Here is a 20,488-nt window from a genome sequence, read left to right on the forward strand (position 1 = left end):
GGAAAAACCACCTTCACTCCCTCCCCATCCGCAACGCGTTTGCATAGCCCGTCGGCCTTCGGCATCCATATTCGACTCCTCCCCACCCATCCTTCGCAGCAGCCAACCTGAAGCATAAAAATAGCTGTTTTCAACAGACATAAAAGGCTGTCCCAAAAAACAGCATTCATCATTTCCTCAAGCTCCTTCCTGCGCCCATCGGCTGCATCCCTCGTCTTAACATCTATCTCAAAATACTGTATAAATATACAGTGAAAACTCGTCACCTCATGCTTGCTCGATGCCGGGCAGGGCGGAGCATTCCCTATTCAAGAGCGTGTCTATGGCAGCAGCGATTCAGCTTGCGACGACCGCGCTGTCGTCTCAATTACGGCGTCAGGTGTGGCAGGGCAATGAGCTTGCCGAGGCGGCCTCGCGTGTGATTTCCAGCGGCTATGCCGCGCTGGATCAGTTGTTGCCGGGACAAGGATGGTCGGCTGGCGGTCTGACAGAATTGTTGGTTGAGCATGGTGGAGTGGGTGAAGTACGTCTGCTAGCCCATGCGCTGCGTCATCTGACGAAGCAAGCCGGGCGGCACGTCATGCTTGTGGCGCCTCCGTATCAGCCATGCGCTGCCGCATTGAGAGCTTGGGGTGTCGATGTCGAACGAGTCTTGTGGGTGCGCTCGAGTGAAGACCAGGCCCTGTGGGCCGCCGCTCAGGCCTTGAAGCAGGATGGCATCGGCGCGGTCCTGGTTTGGCTGCCGAATGCGCGCGCCGACAAGGTTCGGCGTCTGCAAGTGGCGGCTCAGGAGTCGGCATCGCTGGCATTTTTGATCCGGCCTGTCGAGGCCGCCACGCAATCTTCCCCGGCGCCATTGCGAATGATCTGCGAGCCGCTTTTGCCGGCCAATGCGCAGACGATCAACCGTCGTCAATGGCTGCAGGAGATTGGTTTGTCGATCGACATCTTCAAGCGTCGCGGGCCGCCGCTAGCCGAGCCTCTTCGTCTCGTTTTGCCTTTACAAAGCGTCTTGTTGCCGGAAGACGGAGTCGGCCGTCATCAAGGGCCAGAGATCAAACATGCTGTGGATCGCAGTCACATTGCCACTCTTGTCGCTGGAAGCGGTGAAGCCTCTCGCGCCGCTCCAGGATGGTTCGCTCGCGAAGCCGAATCGGCGTGAGTCGCGCGACGAGACAAGCCAACTTCACGATGCCAAAGACATCGTCGAAGGGCGTTGTTACGCGTTAGCCGATCACGCGCACATCCTGATGCCGGATCTCGACGCGCTGCGTGCCGGCGTGCATGCGGGTCATTCGCGTTCGTACGCCTTGGCGTTGGCGCCGGGCCTTGAACTGCTTGCCGCCGATGCCGCCCGCGAAACTCAGGCATTCGAAGCCATAGCGCTTGCCTTGCTGACATACACACCGAAAGTGTCGCTTGCCGACGCGCACACCCTGTTGCTGGAAGTCGGCTCCGGTTTGAGGTTGTTCGGCGGTTTGCGCACGTTGTTGTCGCGAGTGTCTGCCACGACGGCGGAGTTCGGCTATACGGCGCGCATCGCCTGTGCGCCGACCGCCTGGGGAGCGTGGCTGTTGGCGCAGGCGCGCGCTGTTCGGCAGGGGCATCGCTGGCACGTGGTCAAGGAGACGTCGCTTGCGCGTGTCCTCGATGGCTTATCCGTCTCGCTGCTGCCGGTCACGCAGGCGCATCGCGATGCGTTTTCGCACGTCGGCTGTACGACGCTGGTCGATTTGCGTCAATTGCCACGTTCGGGTGTCGTGCGACGTTTCGGCAGCGGAATTCTGGATCTGCTGGGGCAGGCGTATGGCACGCGCCCGGATCCACGCGAATCGTTTCGTGCGCCGGCGTCGTTTCATGCGCAACTGGAGTTGCCCTCGCGGGTCGATAACGCGGATGCATTGCTGTTCGCCGCGCGTCGGCTGATCGTGCAGTTGGCCGGCTGGCTGAGCGCGCATCATGCAGCGCTCAGCGGCTATACGTTGCTGCTGGAACATGAACTGGCGTCCCGTCATGCACCAAAGACATCGAGCCTGAAGGTCGCGTGGGCTATACCGTCGCGTGATGCCGAGCATCTGATCTGGTTGTTGCGGGAAAAGTTGAATCAGACCGTGCTGGCGGCACCGGTCATTGAGTTGAAGCTAGTGGCGGATCAGATCGGTGAATATGCCGGGCAGTCGGACACCTTGTTTCCTATGCCCGAATCGGATGGCGATTCGATTGCGCGTCTGCTCGAGCGCCTGAGCGCGCGATTAGGGCCGGAAAATGTGCTGCAGATGTCGGTGCAGGACGATCATCGTCCCGAGCGGGCAATGCGCGTCGAAGCCTACCAGGCGCAAGCGTTTTTGCGCAAGAAGCGTTCGCCTGCGAAGTCCCGGTCGAAGATCAAAGCGGACAAAACCTGGCTGACCGATGAGTTGCGGCACGCTGCCGCGGAGGAAGGGCGCGAAGACGGCGAGGCGGTCGCCTACGCGATCGAGGCGGCTGAGGTGGCCGGGGCAACCCAAGCAACCCAAGCAACCCAAGCAACCCAACGCCCATCCAAAACAAACAACGCCAAAAACACCAACACATCCGCACCGCAACCCGGCAACGCACAGGCATCACTTGACCTACCAGACAGCGCATTGCCTTCTCAACCTCGCCCGGTCTGGATGCTCGACAAGCCGCTGCGCCTGATGATGCGCGACCAGCGGCCGATCTATCGCCGGCCGCTGAAAATGCTCACACGTACCGAACGGATTGAAGCAGGGTGGTGGGACGGCAACCGTGTCGAGCGGGATTACTACGTTGCAGCCGACGACCGCGGGCACATGTTCTGGGTATACCGCGAACGTCTTAGTGGCGAGTGGTATTTGCAGGGTTTGTTCGGCTGACCATCATGCCTCTAGCCCAGCCATCATTCCTCGCGCAGCAGCCGCTCGCCACCCAGTTGCCGGCGTATGCAGAATTGCATTGCCTGACTAATTTCTCTTTTCTGCGTGGCGCGTCGCATCCTCATGAACTCGTCGAGCAGGCGATGTCGCGCGGCTACAGCGCGCTCGCCATCACCGATGAATGCTCATTGGCAGGCGTTGTGCGCGCACACACGGCGCTGAGGGAAATCAAAGAGGAGCGGGACCGTCAGCAGAAAGAGCGCGAGGACAAGGCCAAGGCTGCGCAACCAGAAATGCCTTTGGACGACGCGGCAAAAACCGGAACATCGCAACAGGAAACCGCGCAACAGGAAGCCTCGGAAACCGAGGCACTAAACCCCCTCCCTCACCTGATCATCGGCAGCGAGCTCAATCTGACCGACGAAACCGGCGAGCCCTTCTGCACCCTGGTTGCGCTAGCAACCAGCCGCAACGGTTACGGCAATCTTTCCGAACTGATCACGCTGGCTCGCTCTCGCGCGGACAAAGGCAGTTATCGCCTCGGTCCGTCCGACTTTACCGATTCCTTGCCTCATCTGGCGCATCTGAAGACGTTGCCCGATTGCGTCCTGATGCTCGTGCCGCAGCGCACGGCGACGCTCTCGCATACGCTGCGTTGCGCGCATTGGCTCGCATCGTTCGCTGCACAACGGGCGTGGATCGCGCTCGAACTCTGGCAAACGGGCAGCGACGATCTTCAGATCGACGCCCTGCGCATGATTTCAAAAGCGAGCCGTTTGCCGCTGGTCGCGGCTGGCGGCGTTCTCATGCATGCCCGATCGCGCAAGCCCTTGCAGGACACGATGACCGCCATCGGCCTCGTCACGCCGCTATCGCAATGCGGTCACGCGCTCGAGGCGAATGCGGAGCGACACATGCGTACGCGCGTGCGGCTCGGCAAACTGTATCCGCGCGATACGCTGGAAGAAACGCTGCGTATCGCCGCGCTATGCCGCTTCTCGCTCGACGAACTCAAGTATGAGTATCCCGAAGAACTAGTTCCGGCCGGCGAGTCGCCATCGAGTTATCTGCGCAAGCTGGTCATGGCCGGTGCGATGGAGCGCTGGCCCAAAGGCATGGACCTGAAGCGAATCGGTCAGATCGAAAAGGAATTGGGGCTGATCGCCGATCTGAAATACGAAAAGTATTTTCTGACGGTGCACGATATCGTAAGTTTCGCGCGCTCCAGAAACATTCTCTGCCAGGGGCGAGGTTCAGCGGCGAATTCGATCGTTTGTTATTGCCTGCACGTCACGGAAATCGATCCGGTGCACATGAACATGCTGATCGAGCGTTTCATCTCGCGCGCGCGCAACGAGCCGCCTGATATCGACGTCGACTTCGAGCATCAGCGGCGCGAAGAGGTCATTCAATATATCTACACGAAGTACGGTCGTCATCGGGCGGCGCTGACCGCATCGCTGATTACGTATCACGCGCGCAGTGCGCTGAAAGATGTCGGCAAGGCGCTGGGTCTCGAAGCATCGTTGATCGAGCGGATCAGCAAGTCGCAACAATGGTGGGACGGCACGGATGCAGTCGCCAAATATCTGGCCGAAGCGGGCTTCGACGCCAATTCGCACATCACGCAGAATCTGATTCGTCTCACGAAGGAGTTGCGCGCTTTTCCGCGTCATCTGTCACAACACGTCGGCGGTTTTGTGATCGCGAAAGACAAGTTGTCGCGACTCGTGCCGATCGAAAACGCGACGATGAAAGACCGCAGCGTGATCGAATGGGACAAGGACGATATCGACGCGCTCAAGCTGCTGAAAGTCGACGTGCTGGCGCTCGGCATGTTGTCGGCGATCCGGCGCGCGCTGGAATTCGTCGCATTGAGGCGCGGCTTTCCGACGTTCAGGGTGCAGGATATTCCGCGCGAGGATCGCGCCGTCTACGAAATGTGCGGCCATGCCGATACGATCGGCGTATTCCAGATCGAATCGCGTGCACAGCAAAGCATGCTGCCGCGTCTGAAGCCCAACAAGTACTACGATCTCGTGATCGAAGTGGCGATCGTGCGGCCCGGACCGATTCAGGGCGGCATGGTGCATCCCTATCTGCGCCGCAAGCAGGGGCTCGAACCGGTTGACTACGCGAAGGATGAATTGCGTCCCGTGCTCGAACGCACGCTCGGCGTGCCGATTTTCCAGGAGCAGGTCATGCATCTGGCGATGGTTGCGGCGAAATATACCGGTGAGCAGGCCGATCAGTTGCGGCGCGCGATGGCCGCATGGCGGCGCAGCGGCAACCTCGCGAAGTATCAGAAGGATTTGAGCGACCGCATGTTGGCACGCGGTTATGAACAGGAATTTATCGATCGCATCTGCAATCAGATCGAAGGTTTCGGCGAATATGGTTTTCCGGAAAGCCACGCGGCGAGCTTCGCGCTACTCGTCTATCTCAGCGCGTGGTTGAAGCGCTATGAACCGGCTGCTTTTCTGGCGGGTTTGTTGAACAGTCAGCCGTTGGGGTTTTATTCGCCGTCGCAACTGGTTCAGGATGCGAAGCGTCACGGCGTCAAGGTATTGCCGCCCGACGTGACCCTGAGCGATTGGGAGTCGGCATTCGAAAGACGCGGTCATGAAGGACAGCGGATCGCAGCGGACGAAACCTGTTTGCATCGTCAGCAGGCCGTACTATCCGCGCAGCAATTGCGTGATCTTTCACTGCGGCGCCTGACGGTGAGCAGGACGGTCCGGCGCGCGGCACAGCGATTGACTGCTCGCGTGTTTCAACCATCGAACACCTATGGCGCGCGTGGTCCCGCTGTGCGTATCGGCATGCATCTGATCAAGGGTCTGGCGCAAGGCGCCGCTGAACGCATCATGGCGGCTCGCAACGAGGCCCAGTTTACCGATGTCGACGATCTGGCGCGGCGCGCGGCCCTGACGCGGCGCGATCTCGAAGCGCTTGCCGCGGCGAACGCGCTGGTCACTATCGCGGGACATCGGCGCGAAGCATGGTGGGCCGTGACGGCGCAGCACACGGTGCCCAAACTGCTGCGCGACGCGCCGATCGCCGAAGCGCCGCTGATGTTGCCTCAGGCAGCCGAAAGCCGCGAAATCGTCGACGACTATGCGAGCCTCGGTCTCACGCTCAATCGTCATCCGCTCGCGTTGTTGCGCGCACGCCTTGCACAACAGCGTTTTCGCACGGCCGCCGAACTCGCCGCGTGTCAGCACGGCACGCTGGCGCGAGCGTGCGGCATCGTCACCGTGCGGCAGCGGCCGGGCACGGCAAACGGCACGGTGTTTGTTTCCATCGAAGACGAAACTGGTTCGATCAATGTGATCGTCTGGCCGTCGCTGGTGGAGAAACAGCGCAAGGTTTTGCTGGGCTCGTCGTTGCTGGCGGTGTACGGCGTTTTGCAGCGTGACGACGGTGTGGCGACCGGCGGCAACAATGGCGGCAATGGAGTGAGCGCGAATCAGGGCGGCAAGGCGAAAAAGAAACACAAGGGCGAGGTGATCCATCTCGTCGCCCATCGCCTCGAGGACCACAGCGAATGGCTCGGCGAACTGGCCACGGCGAGCCGCGATTTTCATTGAGAGCGGCTTGCGATGGCCAGGCGCGCGAGCACGACGTAAGGCCGTCGTCGTGCTGACCTGCATCGCTCACGAAAACAGCACGGGCGAACTGCCGCAGTCAGCCCTATCTGCCAGACGAGACGTTCTACGCTTGCGCGGCACCTCGCCACGGAAACGCGGCTAACACTTGCCGGATCGCCGTATCGAACGATGTGCGACGGCCGATCCCGAGCGCCTCGAGCTGGTTCGAAGCCAGGTGACAGTTATGCGGGCGCGGCGTCGCATCGGTCGGCGTGGGTTGCGGCGTCAAATGCGCGTCGAGTTGCAGCGCTTCGGCGAGGCGCACGGCGATGTCGTACTTGTTCATCGGCTCGTCGCCCGACCATTGCACGATGCCGCTGATCGCGTCGCCCTGCGCATGCCGTTCGAGCATCTGCCGGATCACGAACGCGACGTCCGGCGTGAAGGTGGGATAACGGATCGCCCACGCATCCATGATGGCGGGCTTGCCACCAGGCGCGGCCGACGCGGCGATCGCCGGCACGAGACTCGTCACGGCCGACTCCGCCCAACTGACGATCGGCCCGTACAGCAGCGGCAAACGCAGCACGCAGCCGAGGTCGGTAGACTCGGTCAGCGCATGCTCGCCTTCGAGCTTGCTCTGCCCATAGGCGTTGAGCGGCGCGGGCGCGGAATCGTGCTGGTAGGGTGGGTGCGAGCCGTCGAACACGTAATCGGTGGAGATCGAGAGCGTCCATGCGCCGCGCCGGTTCGCCGCCGCGGCAAGGGTGCGCACCGCATCGACATTCAGCGCGCGGGCCAGCGCGGGATCATGCTCGCACACGTCCGGCCGACGCTCCGCCGCGGCAATCACGAGCGCGTCCGGCGCTTCGCGCTCGACGAACTGCTCGACCGCTCGCGCGTCGCGAATATCCAGCGCGACCTTGCCCGGCGCCGGCCGGCTGAACGCGGTGGCGACGACTTGCCAGCCGGTCTGCTGCGCCAGTTCGTCGACGAGCGCGCGGCCAAGCAGCCCGGAGGCGCCAATGACGGCAACTTTGAACATGAAGTGACCTCGCTCAACGGCCGGCGCCGGACGCGCCGCGTGTTGCGCCATTTGTTGCGCCGTTTGCGATGCCCGTCACCGTGTAACCGGCTTCGTCGATGGCGGCCTTCAGCGTCTCAGCCGGTTGCGCCGATTCGACCGCCACGCGCCCGGATGCCAGATCCACTTGGACTTGCGCGGCTTCATCGTGCTCGCGGATTGCGTTCGTCACCGCCGCCACACAGTGCTGGCAGCTCATGCCTTCTACCTGGAATTCGATTGTCATCGGGATTGCCTCGTAAGAATGGATAGTGCGATGGTTGAATTATGCCTGCCGATCCGCAGTTGAGTGGAAGACCTTCCCATCATGGGAAGGTGTACGATCGACTTACACACACTGGGAAAGAGCCATGAATATCGGTGAAGCGGCGCGCGCGTCGGGCGTAACGGCAAAAATGATTCGCTACTACGAAAGTGTCGGCTTGCTGGCGGCGAAAGCGCGCACGAGTGCCGGTTATCGCGTATACGGTCCGCAAGAGGTGCATTCGCTGCGCTTCATTCGCCAGGCGCGCCGGCTCGGCTTTCTGGTCGAAGACATTCGACGGCTGCTGGCGCTGTGGCACGATCGCTCACGCGCCAGTGCCGAAGTGAAGACGATTGCGCTGGAACACGTTGCGGAACTGGATCGCCGCATCGCCGAACTGACCGACATGCGCGACACATTGGCGCACCTGGCCGACCATTGTCACGGCGACGATCGCCCCGATTGTCCGATCATCGAGCGGCTCGCGGATACCGATCTGGTTTCGGGGCACGGTTGTCATCCGATTTGAGGTTGGTTTTGGAGGGCGGTGCAACCTGATCGCCGCGTTCGTTGCAACTCAAGCGATATTTGCACCAATAACGTGCTCAAAAATATGGCGTGGTATCGATTGTCGCAAAAAATCAGTCTTGAATTCAGTTAAATCAACCACTTGCATGCACCGCGACCATGCACCATTCCAAAACGGAATGCACGTCATGCGGGCATTTCACTAGTCAGGTTGCACTATACGGCTATAATCCGGGTTAACCCTTTTACGGGAAATCCCTGATGCCCAATCCACCGGGGATTCAATCTGATCCTTGGAGAACATCATGTTTGCATACGTACTCGAAAAGCTGAGCACCTGGTTTGAAACCGCTGAACGCACCCGTCGCGAAGCCTATCTGGCATCGTCGTCGGACATCGTCCAGCTCGAACAGCGCATCCGCTCGCTCGAAACCAACGGCTACTCGCTGTAAGTTTCAACTGCATCAAGTTTGACCGGCAGCGCTAGTCGCGCAGCCATGGCAGTAAAAGCGTCAAGCCCCGTCTATGCGGGGCTTTGTCACATCTGGACGTCGGGAATTTGGGTCCGACGGCGTCACCGGGCTATTTGTGGCGAATATCGACTAGCCTCGCGGCGACCGTCGCGGTAAGGTAAGGCGTCTTCTGCGAAATCCGGCTTTCCCACACTCAACCGGTCCGCCCATGTCACCTGTTCGCTCGTTCAAATCCCTCCTGGCCGTGACCATTGCAGCCTCGCTGGCCGCGGTTTCTGCCGTGTCGACCGCTTGTGCTGCGTCGACCAGCGCGCGCAAGCCGGTGATTCTCGACTCGCAGAGCGGCATCAACGACGGCCAGAGCGGCACCGTTCTGCAAACCGCGCCGCTTTCGCGTCAACCGATCGTCGAAGCGCAGCCTATCGCGACGCCCGCCGAACTGGCGCCGAATTCGTCGATCCCGATCGTCGTTGCGCCTTATATCCAGGTGCCCGCGGGCGGGGGCATGCCACGGTCGCAACCACAGCCTCGTCCAGCGCCCCGGCCGCAATAAGGGTTCGCGACGCGGCCGCTCGCGGCAGTCCTTTTCCTTTTCCGTCTCTGTTGCCCCCTCGGTGCGCGGCTAGTCTGGCGCGGGGTGGGCGCCTGCGCCGAATACGCCCGCGATTGACACAGCCCCGCCTTGCATGCCGACGACGGCAGCGCGTGATTGCGGGACGTGAGCACAGGCACAGGATCGACGACTCATGCGCCGACCCGCTGCGTGCGCCATTGGGGTTTGGGCGCATGGCGCGGGCGAAACCGTACGACGACAATCATCGCGCGATCTCTCGCCAGCGACTCGGGCCACACATCAAGCCCGGCGCCACCGTATCGAACGAAAAACAGAACAGGAGACATCGAATGCCGACTCACTGGATGCGGCAGGCCGCCGGCGCCTGCGTCACGCTGCTTGCGCTGGCCGCGCTGCCTGGCGCCGCGCTCGCCAAAGACACACCGGAAAAGCCCACGCTGACGATGGCCGTCGGTGGTCTGCCGGGCCTTTACTATCTGCCGGTGCTCGCTGCGCAACAGTTGGGCTACTTCAAGGACGAAGGCCTCGACGTCACGCTAGAGGATTTCGCGGGCGGATCGAAAGCGCTGGAAGCGGTGGTGGGCGGCAGCGCCGACGTGGGCGCCGGCGCATTCGAGCACACGCTGTTCATGCAGGAGAAAGGTCAGCACTACCGGGCGTTCGTGTTGATGGGACGCGCGCCGCAGATCGTCGTTGCCGTGTTGAAGTCGAAGGCCGATCAGCTCAAGACTCTGGCCGACTTCAAAGGCGCGAAAGTCGGCGTGAGCGCGCCGGGTTCGTCGACGGATCTCGTGCTCACCGTGGCTTTGCGCAAAGCCGGCGTGCAGCGCAACGAGATTTCGGCGATCGGCGTGGGCAGCGGCGCCTCCGTGCTCGCGGCGGTGAGCGGCGGGCAGATCGACGCGCTCTCCAACGTCGATCCGATGATGACCAAACTGACGCGCAGTGGCGCGATCAAGGTGCTGGTCGACACACGCACGGTGAAGGGCACGCAAGAGGTATTCGGCGGGACGATGCCGGCGGCGACGCTCTACGCATCGGACAATTTCATCCAGAAGTATCCGAAGACGACGCAGGCGCTCGCCAATGCCATCGTGCGCGCGGATCACTGGCTACAGACCGCAAGCGATGCCGATCTGCTGAAGATGGTACCGCCGGCTTATCTGCTCAACGACTCGGCGCTTTATGTGGAGGCCTTCCACAACGTGCGCGACGCCTATTCGCCGGACGGCTTGATGCCCGCGGACGGTCCGGCGACCTCATTGCGCGCATTGTCCTCGTTTGATAGCCGGCTCGATCCGAAAAAGATCGACCTGAACGCGACTTATACCAACGACTTTGCCCGGAAGGCCGCGGCGCAACTCAAGTAGGCAGTGGCTTGGACCGGCTGCGCGCACCGTGCGCGCGTGGCTGGCGACAACAACGCTAGCCCGGCTCGGCGAACTGCGTACGCTCGGAGGCCACGAAAACTCGCAGGCCGCAAAAAGCTCACAGGCCGCAAAAAGCTCACAGCCGACAAAAGCTCGCGGCCGACAAAAGCTCGCAGCCGACAAAAGCTCACAGCCGACAAAAGCTCACAGCCGACAAAAGCTCACAGCCGACAAAAGCTCACAGCCGACAAAAGCTCACAGCCCGCAACAAGAAGCTCAGTCGCCGCGATACTCCACCTTGAACTGCGCAGCCTTGTCTTCGCCAAGCGCCTTGACGAGCCAAGGCATCTGGTCCTTCAGCGTTTTTGCCAGCGTATACGGCGGGTTCAGAATGAACATGCCGCTGCCGAAAAGTCCAAAACCATCCTCTGGCGGATTACTGACAGTCAGGCTTACGTGCAGCCAGTTCTTGTCCTGCAGCTTCTTCAACTGATCGGCGAAGCGCTGCGACTCCGGGCGCCTTACTTGCGGATACCACACAGCATATGTACCGGTAGGAAACCGCTTCAGGCTCTCTTCGACGCAGCGCAGCGTGCGAATGTAGTCGCGCTTGTCCTCATACGACGGATCGAGCAGCACCAACGCACGGCGTGGGGCCGGCGGCAACAACGCGAGGATGCCGTCGAAGCCGTCTCCCGCATAGAGCATGGCGCGGCGGCCCGCGTCGCGGAAATTGTGGCGCAGTACGTCGATTTCGGTGGTGTGCAGCTCGAACAGGCGCATGCGGTCCTGTTCGCGCATCTGCCGCCACGCGATATATGGCGAGCCGGGATAGAAGCGCAACTGGCCGTCCGGATTGAGCGCGCTCACTTCGTCGACGTAGTCGGCGAACATCGGCGGCAGGTCATTGCGTCCCCACAGTTTGCCGATGCCGGTCTGAAACTCGCCGGTTTTGGTCGCGTAACCTTCCTTCAGCGAGTAGACGCCGGCGCCCGCATGCGTGTCGATATACCAGTAGGACTTATCCTTCTGGCCGAGGTAGCGCAGGAGCTGCAACACGACGGCGTGTTTCAGAACGTCGGCGTGATTGCCTGCATGAAAGGCGTGGCGGTAGCTGAGCATGATGAGGAGACGCTGAAAGAGGGCGTGCCGCTCCAGGGCGGATTCGGCGCTGCGGATGCAATGCGGGTGCAATGTGGCTACACAACGCGGACATACAGCACCGCTGTGCAGCGCGGTCGCGTATTGTACGCGACCCTGCGTTGCGCCCCGAGCATTGCAGCGAGTTCCGCGCGTAACACGACCATGGCCGCGATGCCGCCACGGCCATGTTACGCGGACACGCGGGTCCGGTCAGTCGTGCGCGTCGCCGATAATCTCCTCGATTCGCGTTTTGATCTCCGGCGTGATCCGCTCGGCCACCTCGGCGGACTTCATGTTCTCGCCGATCTGCTCGACCCGCGACGCACCCGTGATCACCGTGCTCACATTTGGATTCTTCAGAATCCAGCCAATGGCGAGCTGCCCGACCGTGCAGCCCAACTCGTCCGCCACTTCGCCGAGCTTGCCGACCACGTTGTTCTTGCCTGCGTCGGTGACCTGCTTGCGCAGCCAGTCGTAACCCTGCAATTGCGCGCGGCTGTCGGCCGGCACGCCGTCACGGTATTTGCCGGTCAGCAAGCCGGATGCAAGCGGGCTCCAGGTGGTCAGCCCGAGGCCGATATCCTCGTAAAGCCGCTTGTATTCCTGCTCGACGCGGTTGCGATGGAACAGGTTGTACTGCGGCTGCTCCATGACCGGCTTGTGCAGATGATGCCGTTCCGCGATGTCATAAGCGGCGCGGATTTCATCGGCGCTCCATTCGGACGTGCCCCAGTACAGCGCCTTGCCGCGCGTGATCATGTCGCTCATGGCCCAAACGGTTTCCTCCACCGGCGTGTTCGGGTCGGGACGATGACAGAACACGAGATCGACATAGTCGAGCTGCAGCCGTTTGAGCGACGCGTCGATTGCGTTCAGCAGATATTTGCGGTTCAGCGTGTGGTACTGGTTCGGTGCTTCCGCGAGTCCCCAGAAAAATTTCGTCGACACCACATAGCTCACGCGCGGCCACGCCAGTTCCTTAAGCGCCTGGCCCATGATCTCTTCGGATTTGCCGCCGGCATACACCTCGGCGTTGTCGAAGAAGTTGACTCCCGCGTCGCGCGCGGCGGCGAGCGATTCGCGCGCCGCGTGGGTGTCCACCTGATTGCCGTAGGTGACCCACGAGCCGATGGACAGTTCGCTGACTTGCAGGCCGGAACGGCCCAGACGTCGATAATTCATGCATTCCTCCTTGTTGGTGATGCCACCGGAATCCCGCCGAAAACGTCCAGTTTAAAGAGATACGCTTCGATGCGCTTTTAACCGATGGAGTTCACACGGTTCATGCACAATAGCAGCGTTGGCCGCAGTGCAGCATTCGGCCGAACGGCCTATGCCGTTTGGCTGACTTCACGCCGCCCGCGGCCCGTGGTCTCATTGTCATCAACTGCATGGAGGTTCTGGATGTCGTCAACGAACACGAATCTGAATGGCAAAGTCGCGGTGGTTACCGGCGCCGCAAGCGGCATCGGCAAGCAGATTGCGCTGACTCTTTCCGCGGCGGGCGCGGCTGTCGCGATCGCCGACCTGAATCAGGACGGGGCGAACGCCGTCGCTGAAGAAATCAAAAAGGGCGGCGGCAAGGCAATCGGCGTGGCGATGGATGTCACGAACGAAGACGCCGTCAATCAGGGCATCGACAAAGTGGCCGCGGAACTCGGCTCGGTCGATATCCTCATTTCCAACGCCGGCATCCAGATCGTCAATCCGATCGAAAACTATTCGTTTTCGGATTGGAAGAAGATGCAGGCAATCCACGTGGACGGCGCCTTCCTGACCACCAAGGCGGCGCTCAAGCACATGTACAAGGACGATCGCGGCGGCATCGTGATCTACATGGGCTCGGTCCACTCGCACGAAGCGTCGCCGCTCAAATCGGCCTATGTGACGGCCAAGCACGCGCTGCTGGGTCTCGCGCGCGTGCTGGCTAAAGAAGGCGCAAAGCACAACGTGCGCTCGCATGTCGTGTGTCCGGGTTTCGTGCGCACTCCGCTCGTCGACAAGCAGATTCCCGAGCAGGCCAAGGAGCTGGGCATCAGCGAGGAAGACGTGGTCAAGCGTGTCATGCTGGGCGGCACGGTCGACGGTGTCTTCACCACGGTGGAAGACGTCGCGCAAACGGTGCTGTTCCTGTCCACGTTCCCGACGGCGGCGCTGACCGGCCAATCCTTTATTGTGAGCCACGGCTGGTACATGCAATAAGGAGGGGCCTATGGCGCAACGCAATCTCAAGCGGGCGCGCGTTGGCGCGCCCGGCGACGGGGAAGGCGAGGGCGCCGGTCCGGCGCCCTCCGCGCGTCCCGGCCGGCACCTCCATTTGCCCAACTACGAAACCGTCGCCTTGATGCTGCAAGGCGGCGGTGCGTTGGGCGCCTACCAGGCTGGCGTTTTTCAGGGACTTTACGAGGCCGGCATCGAGCCGAACTGGCTGGCCGGCATTTCGATCGGCGCGTTGAATACGGCGATCATTGCCGGCAATCCGCCCGAAAAGCGGGTCGAACGGCTGTTGCAGTTCTGGGAGACGATCTGCCAGCCGGCCTTCGGGCCGCCGTTACCCGCGTTTATCGAACACGCGCTCTTCAATTCCAGCGACGCCGTGCGTAAGGCCTTTACGGCAACGCAGGCAATTGGCGCCATCGTCGAGGGGCAAAAGGGTTTTTTCGTGCCGCGCTTTCCGCCGCCACTGCCCACCGTCTCTGGGCCGCCGCAACTGGCCAGCTATTACGACACCACACCGTTGAAGGCCACGCTCGAAGCGCTCTGCGATTTCGATCGGATCAATTCGAAGGAAATGCGCGTCTCAGTGGGGGCGGTCAATTGCGGCACCGGGAATTTCGCGTACTTCGATAACACGCATACGACGCTCAGGCCCGAGCATTTCATGGCGTCAGGCGCGTTGCCGCCCGGCTTCGCGGCGGTCGAGATCGACGGTCAGTACTACTGGGACGGCGGCTTGATGTCGAACACGCCGCTCTACGAGGTGATCCAGTCCACGCCGCGGCGCGACACGCTCGCCTTCCAGGTCGATCTGTGGAGCGCGATCGGGCCGGTGCCGGACAACATCACCGACGTGCAAGGGCGCATGAAAGACATTCAGTATTCGAGCCGCACGCGTCTCGTGACCGACATGCTGCAACGATCGCAGCGTTTCCGGCACGTGCTGCGCGAGGTGCTGGATCGCGTGCCGTCCGATCAGCGTGACGACCCGTGGTGCAAGCTTGCCGAAGATCTGTCGTGTTCGAAGCGCTACAACGTGGTCCATCTCATCTACCGGCACAAGGAGTACGAAGGTCACTACAAGGACTTCCAGTTCGGCCTGTCGACAATGCGTGAACATTGGCAAAGCGGTTTGGAAGACATCCGCCATTCGCTCGCGCAACCGGATTGGCTCGACATGCCGGATAACGATGCGGGCTTTGTGACGCACGATATCCATCGGGATTCGCGCTGAACGAACCACCGGTCTGAGTGGCGCGTGACCGAAGTGGGTCGCAGCAATTGTGGCAGTCCTTGCTGTATCGAAAGCGGCTTTGCTCGAGCAACAAGCAAGTTGCTTGTTGCAAACTGCAATCAGGCCGCAAACAAAAACGGCGCCCTAAAAAGGGCGCCGTTTCAACAACCAGTCCCAACAGAGCGCGAGCCATGAATGCGCGCGCCCGCCAATACCTTACTTCAACACGTGAGCGACCGCGTTGGCCACCACGTCGAGGTTGCGCGTATTCAGCGCGGCCACGCAGATGCGGCCGGTGCTCACGGCGTAGATGCCGAACTCTTCGCGCAGACGGTCCACTTGCGGCGCCGTCAGACCCGAGTACGAGAACATGCCGCGTTGCGCGTTCACGAAGCTGAAGTCGCGATCCACGCCACTAGCCTTGAGGCGCTCGACCAGACCATTGCGCATCGCGCGGATACGGTCACGCATTTCGGCCAGTTCCGTTTCCCACGTGGCGCGCAGCTCCGGCGACGCGAGCACAGCGGCGACCACCGAGCCGCCGTGCGTCGGCGGGTTCGAGTAGTTCGTGCGGATCACGCGCTTGAGTTGCGACAGCACGCGAGCGGCTTCTTCCTTGCTCGCCGTGATGATCGACAGCGCGCCGACGCGCTCGCCGTACAGCGAGAACGACTTCGAGAACGACGACGACACGAACACGTTCAATTCCGACGCAGCGAACAGACGCACGGCTGCAGCGTCCGCTTCGATGTTGTCGCCGAAACCTTGGTAGGCGATGTCGAGGAACGGCACCAGGTTGCGCGCCTTGACCACTTCGACAACCTGCTTCCATTGCTCGACGGTGAGGTCCACGCCGGTCGGGTTGTGGCAGCACGCGTGCAGCACGACGACCGTGCCCGCTGCATAGCTGTTCAGCGCGCTCAACATCGCGTCGAAATTCACGCCGTGCGTGTGCGCGTCGTAGTACGGATACGACACGACTTCGAAGCCCGCGCCTTCGAACAGCGCACGGTGGTTTTCCCAGCTCGGATCGCTGATCGCAACCTTGGTGTTCGGGTTCAGGCGCTTCAGGAAGTCCGCGCCGATCTTCAGCGCGCCCGTGCCGCCCAATGCCTGCGCCGTCACGACGCGACCCGATGCGATCAGCGGCGAGTCGTTGCCGAGCAGCAATTTCTGCACGGCGGCGTCGTAAGCGGCAATGCCTTCGATCGGCAGATACCCGCGCGGCAGCGCGGCTTCGACGCGAGCCTTTTCGGCGTCGCGCACGGCGCGCAGCAGCGGAATCTTGCCTTCTTCGTTGAAGTACACGCCGACGCCAAGGTTGACCTTGGTGGTGCGCGCATCGGCGTTGAAGGCTTCGTTCAGGCCCAGAATCGGGTCGCGGGGAGCAAGTTCGACGGCGGAGAACAGAGACATGATGGGTGGGCAGCAGTAGTGAGAAGAGGGCGGCTTCGATCGCGGACGGTCAAGCCAGCGGCGTCCGACGTAAAACGTGGACGGGCGGCGGACAACGGCGAGCGAGCGCAGCTTCGCATTGTAACGAATTCGCGACTGTTTTTTGGCCGCCAACGCCGGTCGGAGGGATTTTTTTGCTTGAAAAACAGGCACCCCGGCGCCACGTGGCAAGAGCGGCGCTGCCTGGTGAAGCCGCGCGGAGAAGGCCAGGGAGCGGCGCGCAGCCGCGCGCGACCATGGCTTGTAGTGAGCGTTCGGCCGCCGTGACCAGAAGCCGCGCGACTGCTCCAAAGGGCCGTACCATCGCGTCGGACCTTACCTACGCGAGCGCCCAAAACCGTACGCAGACCCGCTCGGTCCTCGATTCCCGCAACCCGTTAGAATAGTTCTTTGCCCAAGGCCCGGTGCCGCCCCCCATGTCCGAACAACATCTGACTGAAGCCGAAGAGACCCTCGACGAATCCAAATTCGTCAGGTTCGAAGGCTCGCCGTTCCAGCTCTATCAGCCGTATCCGCCCGCCGGCGATCAGCCCACGGCGATCGACACGCTTGTCGAAGGCGTCGAGGACGGCCTCGCGTTCCAGACGCTGCTTGGCGTGACCGGCTCCGGCAAGACCTTCACGATGGCCAACACGATCGCGCGGCTCGGCCGCCCGGCCATCGTGTTCGCGCCGAACAAGACGCTTGCCGCGCAGCTCTACTCCGAATTCCGCGAGTTCTTCCCGCGCAATGCGGTCGAGTACTTCGTCTCGTACTACGACTACTACCAGCCGGAAGCGTACGTGCCGCAGCGCGACCTGTTCATCGAGAAGGACTCGTCGATCAATGAGCATATCGAGCAGATGCGGCTGTCGGCCACCAAGAGCCTGATGGAGCGGCGGGACGTCGTGATCGTGGCGACAGTGTCGGCCATTTACGGTATCGGCAATCCGTCGGAATATCACAAGATGATTCTGACGCTGCGCACCGGCGACAAGCTCGGCCAGCGCGACATCATCGCGCGGCTGATCGCGATGCAGTACAACCGCAACGAAGCCGACTTTCAGCGTGGCTCGTTCCGCGTGCGCGGCGACACGATCGATATTTTCCCGGCCGAACATGCCGAAATGGCGGTGCGCATCGAGTTGTTCGACGACGAGATCGAAACGCTGCAACTCTTCGATCCGCTCACGGGCCGCGTGCGCCAGAAGATTCCGCGTTTCACGGTGTATCCGTCGTCGCACTATGTAACGCCGCGCGACACCGTGGTGCGCGCGGTCGAAACGATCAAGAACGAATTGCGCGAAAGGCTCGAATTCTTCTATAGCGGCGGAAAGCTGGTTGAAGCGCAACGGCTCGAGCAGCGCACGCGCTTCGATCTCGAAATGCTGCAGGAACTCGGCTTCTGCAAGGGCATCGAGAACTACTCGCGGCACTTCTCGGGCGCGGCGCCTGGCGAGCCGCCGCCTACGCTGGTCGACTACCTGCCGCCGGACGCGATCATGATGCTCGACGAATCGCACGTGCTGATCGGCCAGTTGAACGGCATGTATAACGGCGACCGCGCGCGTAAGGAAAATCTGGTCGACTACGGTTTCCGCCTGCCGTCGGCGCTCGACAACCGGCCGCTCAAGTTCAACGAGTTCGAACGCAAGATGCGTCAGGTGGTGTTCGTGTCGGCCACGCCGGCAGACTACGAGCAGAAGACGGCAGGGCAGGTGGCGGAGCAACTGGTGCGTCCGACCGGCCTCGTCGATCCGGAAATCGAGGTGCGGCCGGCGCGCAGCCAGGTCGACGACGTGCTGGGCGAGATCAACGAGCGCGTCAAGGTGGGCGACCGCGTGCTGGTCACGGTGCTGACCAAGCGCATGGCCGAGCAGTTGACCGAGTTTCTGGCCGACCACGGCGTCAAGGTGCGTTATCTGCACAGTGACATCGACACGGTCGAGCGGGTTGAAATCATCCGCGATCTGCGGCTGGGCACCTTCGACGTGCTGGTCGGGATCAACCTGTTGCGCGAAGGGCTCGATATTCCGGAAGTGTCGCTGGTCGCGATTCTCGATGCGGACAAGGAAGGTTTTCTGCGTGCCGAGCGCTCGCTGATCCAGACCATCGGCCGGGCGGCGCGGAATGTGAACGGCAAGGCGATTCTCTACGCGGACAAGGTCACCGACTCGATGCGTCGCGCCATCGGCGAAACCGAGCGGCGGCGTAACAAGCAGATCGCCTTCAACCTCGAGAACGGCATTACGCCGCGCGGGGTGGTCAAGCGTATTCGCGACATTATCGACGGCGTGTATAACGTCGACGACGCCCGCGCCGAACTGAAGGAACAGCAGGCGCGCGCGAAATTCGAGGACATGTCCGAGAAGCAGCTCGCCAAGGAACTCAAGCGCCTCGAAAAGCAGATGATGGAGCACGCCAAGAACCTCGAGTTCGAGAAAGCTGCGCAGACGCGCGACCAGCTCGCGCTGCTGCGCCAGCGCGTGTTCGGCGCGAACGTCGGCGACCACGTGTCCGGCGTCGACTGATTCACTCGCCGCTTCAGGGCGCGGCAACGTGCCGCGTCCCGCCAATTGAAGGCCGCCATCCGCACGGCATCGCAGCGCTTCCTTCCCAGCACTTCCTTAAAACCACCTTAAGACCCTGCTGCCACAAGGCTTTGCGTGCGTTCTGATTTGTTCTCCCTTGCGATCGATGATAAACTTGACCAATATTGAGAATGGTTCGCATTAACGTTCGTACTGCCAGCCTGGGCTGGCGATCGATTGCGGTGCTCAAGGCCCGCGGCCGCCGCATTGAGGCATGCGCGACGCACTGTTCCAATGGGTTCGATTCCAGTCTGATAAAAACAAGGAGTTTCAATGCGGATTTCTTCATTTGTGCGTGGTGGCGCAGCAGCGGTGGCCGCAGTCGCGGCTTTCTCGGCAGCGGCGGCGGAATATCCGATCGGCAAGCAGCAGATCCATGGCGGCATGGAAATCAACGCGGTCTATCTGCAGCCGATCACGATGGAACCCGAAGGCATGATGCGCAAAGCCTCGGATTCGGACATCCACCTCGAAGCGGACATTCACGCGGTCAAGAACAACCCGACCGGGTTCGCCGAAGGCGACTGGATGCCGTATCTGCAAGTGCACTATGAACTGACGAAAGCCGGTTCGACCCAGACGCAGAAGGGCGACCTGATGGCGATGGTCGCCAACGACGGCCCGCACTATGGCGACAACGTCAAGCTGCAAGGCCCGGGCAAGTACCACCTGAAGATGATCGTCGAGGCGCCGATGCAAACCGGCCATATGGCTTTCGGCCGCCACGTCGACAAGGAGACCGGCGTGGGCCCGTGGTTCAAGCCGATCACGCTCGAATACGACTTTGCCTACGCCGGTATCGGCAAGAAGGGCGGCTACTGATCGCCGCGCGTCATCATGCGTGACCACGCTATGGCGCGTGGGCGCGCGTGAATGGATGACCAATGAGTGACCGAATGAGGCTGAACGAGCCAATGCAGCAGGCGGGGGGGGGGGGGGGGGGGGGGGCCCCCCCCCCCGGGGGGGGGGGGGGGGGGGGGCCGCGGGCGCGCCCCCCCCCCCCCCCCCCGCGCGGGGGGGGGGGGGGGGCCCCCCCCCCCCCCCCCCCCCCCCCCCCCCCCCCCCCCCCCCCCCCGCGCGCCCCCCCCCCCCCCCCCCCCCCCCCCCCCCCCCCCCCCCCCCCCCCCCCC

17 protein-coding genes are annotated in these 20,488 nt (G+C 62.1%); 12 read left to right on the forward strand and 5 right to left on the reverse strand.

Going from position 1 to position 20,488, the window contains the following annotated elements; translation table 11 throughout:
• Positions 1–322 precede the first annotated feature (322 nt).
• From imuA to PQR32_RS40465, 3 genes are read left to right on the forward strand one after another with little or no spacing between them, the layout of a single operon-like run.
• The gene (gene imuA, locus PQR32_RS40455) at positions 323–1,162 is read left to right on the forward strand and encodes a translesion DNA synthesis-associated protein ImuA (RefSeq protein WP_408241012.1); all 840 of its coding nucleotides are present in this window, start codon (positions 323–325) and stop codon (positions 1,160–1,162) included.
• A complete protein-coding gene (locus PQR32_RS40460; RefSeq protein ID WP_408241015.1) occupies positions 1,062–2,876 on the forward strand; it encodes a Y-family DNA polymerase in 1,815 nt (604 codons plus the stop codon). Before imuA ends, PQR32_RS40460 begins: the two co-directional genes overlap by 101 nt.
• A 5-nt stretch (positions 2,877–2,881) precedes the next feature.
• Positions 2,882–6,466 carry an error-prone DNA polymerase gene (locus PQR32_RS40465; RefSeq protein ID WP_408241018.1) on the forward strand — a complete coding sequence of 1,195 codons (3,585 nt, stop codon included), beginning with the start codon at positions 2,882–2,884 and terminating at the stop codon, positions 6,464–6,466.
• 124 nt (positions 6,467–6,590) lie between these two features.
• Here PQR32_RS40465 and PQR32_RS40470 read toward each other — a convergent pair whose 3' ends face one another.
• Both PQR32_RS40470 and PQR32_RS40475 read right to left on the reverse strand, forming a co-directional pair.
• Positions 6,591–7,511, reverse strand: coding sequence for a dTDP-4-dehydrorhamnose reductase family protein (locus PQR32_RS40470; RefSeq protein ID WP_408241020.1), 921 nt, complete (start codon positions 7,509–7,511; stop codon positions 6,591–6,593).
• A 13-nt stretch (positions 7,512–7,524) separates the two neighbouring features.
• Entirely contained in the window at positions 7,525–7,776 is a 252-nt protein-coding gene (locus PQR32_RS40475; RefSeq protein WP_408241022.1) for a heavy-metal-associated domain-containing protein, read from the reverse strand.
• Positions 7,777–7,900: 124 nt separating this feature from the next.
• Here PQR32_RS40475 and cueR point away from each other — a divergent pair, with 124 nt between their 5' ends.
• The 4 genes from cueR (at position 7,901) to PQR32_RS40495 (ending at position 10,739) form a co-directional block, all read left to right on the forward strand.
• Positions 7,901–8,323 (forward strand): Cu(I)-responsive transcriptional regulator, encoded by a 423-nt coding sequence (cueR, locus tag PQR32_RS40480; protein ID WP_408241025.1) that lies wholly within the window; start codon positions 7,901–7,903, stop codon positions 8,321–8,323.
• Positions 8,324–8,627: 304 nt separating this feature from the next.
• A complete protein-coding gene (locus PQR32_RS40485) occupies positions 8,628–8,774 on the forward strand; it encodes a DUF3563 family protein (RefSeq protein WP_012432419.1) in 147 nt (48 codons plus the stop codon).
• 229 nt (positions 8,775–9,003) lie between these two features.
• On the forward strand, positions 9,004–9,348 hold the full coding sequence (locus PQR32_RS40490) for a hypothetical protein (RefSeq protein WP_408241027.1): 345 nt from the start codon (positions 9,004–9,006) through the stop codon (positions 9,346–9,348).
• A 350-nt stretch (positions 9,349–9,698) separates the two neighbouring features.
• Entirely contained in the window at positions 9,699–10,739 is a 1,041-nt protein-coding gene (locus PQR32_RS40495) for an ABC transporter substrate-binding protein (RefSeq protein ID WP_408241030.1), read from the forward strand.
• A gap of 276 nt (positions 10,740–11,015) precedes the next feature.
• Here the strand turns inward: PQR32_RS40495 and PQR32_RS40500 are convergent, their stop codons facing one another.
• Together PQR32_RS40500 and PQR32_RS40505 are read right to left on the reverse strand one after the other, a co-directional pair.
• Positions 11,016–11,861 (reverse strand): 23S rRNA (adenine(2030)-N(6))-methyltransferase RlmJ, encoded by an 846-nt coding sequence (locus tag PQR32_RS40500; RefSeq protein WP_408241032.1) that lies wholly within the window; start codon positions 11,859–11,861, stop codon positions 11,016–11,018.
• 231 nt (positions 11,862–12,092) lie between these two features.
• Complete coding sequence (locus PQR32_RS40505) at positions 12,093–13,064, reverse strand: potassium channel beta subunit family protein (RefSeq protein WP_408182089.1); 972 nt, start codon at positions 13,062–13,064, stop codon at positions 12,093–12,095.
• 222 nt (positions 13,065–13,286) lie between these two features.
• Between PQR32_RS40505 and PQR32_RS40510 the strand changes: the two genes are divergently transcribed.
• Positions 13,287–14,084, forward strand: coding sequence for a 3-hydroxybutyrate dehydrogenase (locus tag PQR32_RS40510; protein WP_132375213.1), 798 nt, complete (start codon positions 13,287–13,289; stop codon positions 14,082–14,084).
• A 10-nt stretch (positions 14,085–14,094) separates the two neighbouring features.
• Positions 14,095–15,333, forward strand: a complete 1,239-nt coding sequence (locus PQR32_RS40515; protein ID WP_408241035.1) for a DUF3734 domain-containing protein — start codon at positions 14,095–14,097, stop codon at positions 15,331–15,333.
• Between the two features lie 216 nt (positions 15,334–15,549).
• Here PQR32_RS40515 and PQR32_RS40520 read toward each other — a convergent pair whose 3' ends face one another.
• Positions 15,550–16,749 (reverse strand): amino acid aminotransferase, encoded by a 1,200-nt coding sequence (locus PQR32_RS40520; protein WP_408241038.1) that lies wholly within the window; start codon positions 16,747–16,749, stop codon positions 15,550–15,552.
• Between the two features lie 455 nt (positions 16,750–17,204).
• On the opposite strand from PQR32_RS40520, the gene uvrB reads away from it, so the two are divergent.
• The 3 genes from uvrB to PQR32_RS40535 all read left to right on the forward strand — a co-directional run.
• Positions 17,205–19,298 carry an excinuclease ABC subunit UvrB gene (uvrB, locus tag PQR32_RS40525; RefSeq protein WP_408241041.1) on the forward strand — a complete coding sequence of 698 codons (2,094 nt, stop codon included), beginning with the start codon at positions 17,205–17,207 and terminating at the stop codon, positions 19,296–19,298.
• A gap of 333 nt (positions 19,299–19,631) precedes the next feature.
• The gene (locus tag PQR32_RS40530; protein ID WP_116142416.1) at positions 19,632–20,180 is read left to right on the forward strand and encodes an iron transporter; all 549 of its coding nucleotides are present in this window, start codon (positions 19,632–19,634) and stop codon (positions 20,178–20,180) included.
• Between the two features lie 74 nt (positions 20,181–20,254).
• A partial coding sequence (locus tag PQR32_RS40535) for a hypothetical protein (protein ID WP_408241044.1) occupies positions 20,255–20,488 on the forward strand: 234 nt, incomplete at its 3' end.

Source organism: Paraburkholderia dipogonis (assembly GCF_046027395.1).
In the GTDB taxonomy this organism is placed as follows: Bacteria; Pseudomonadota; Gammaproteobacteria; order Burkholderiales; family Burkholderiaceae; genus Paraburkholderia; species Paraburkholderia dipogonis_A.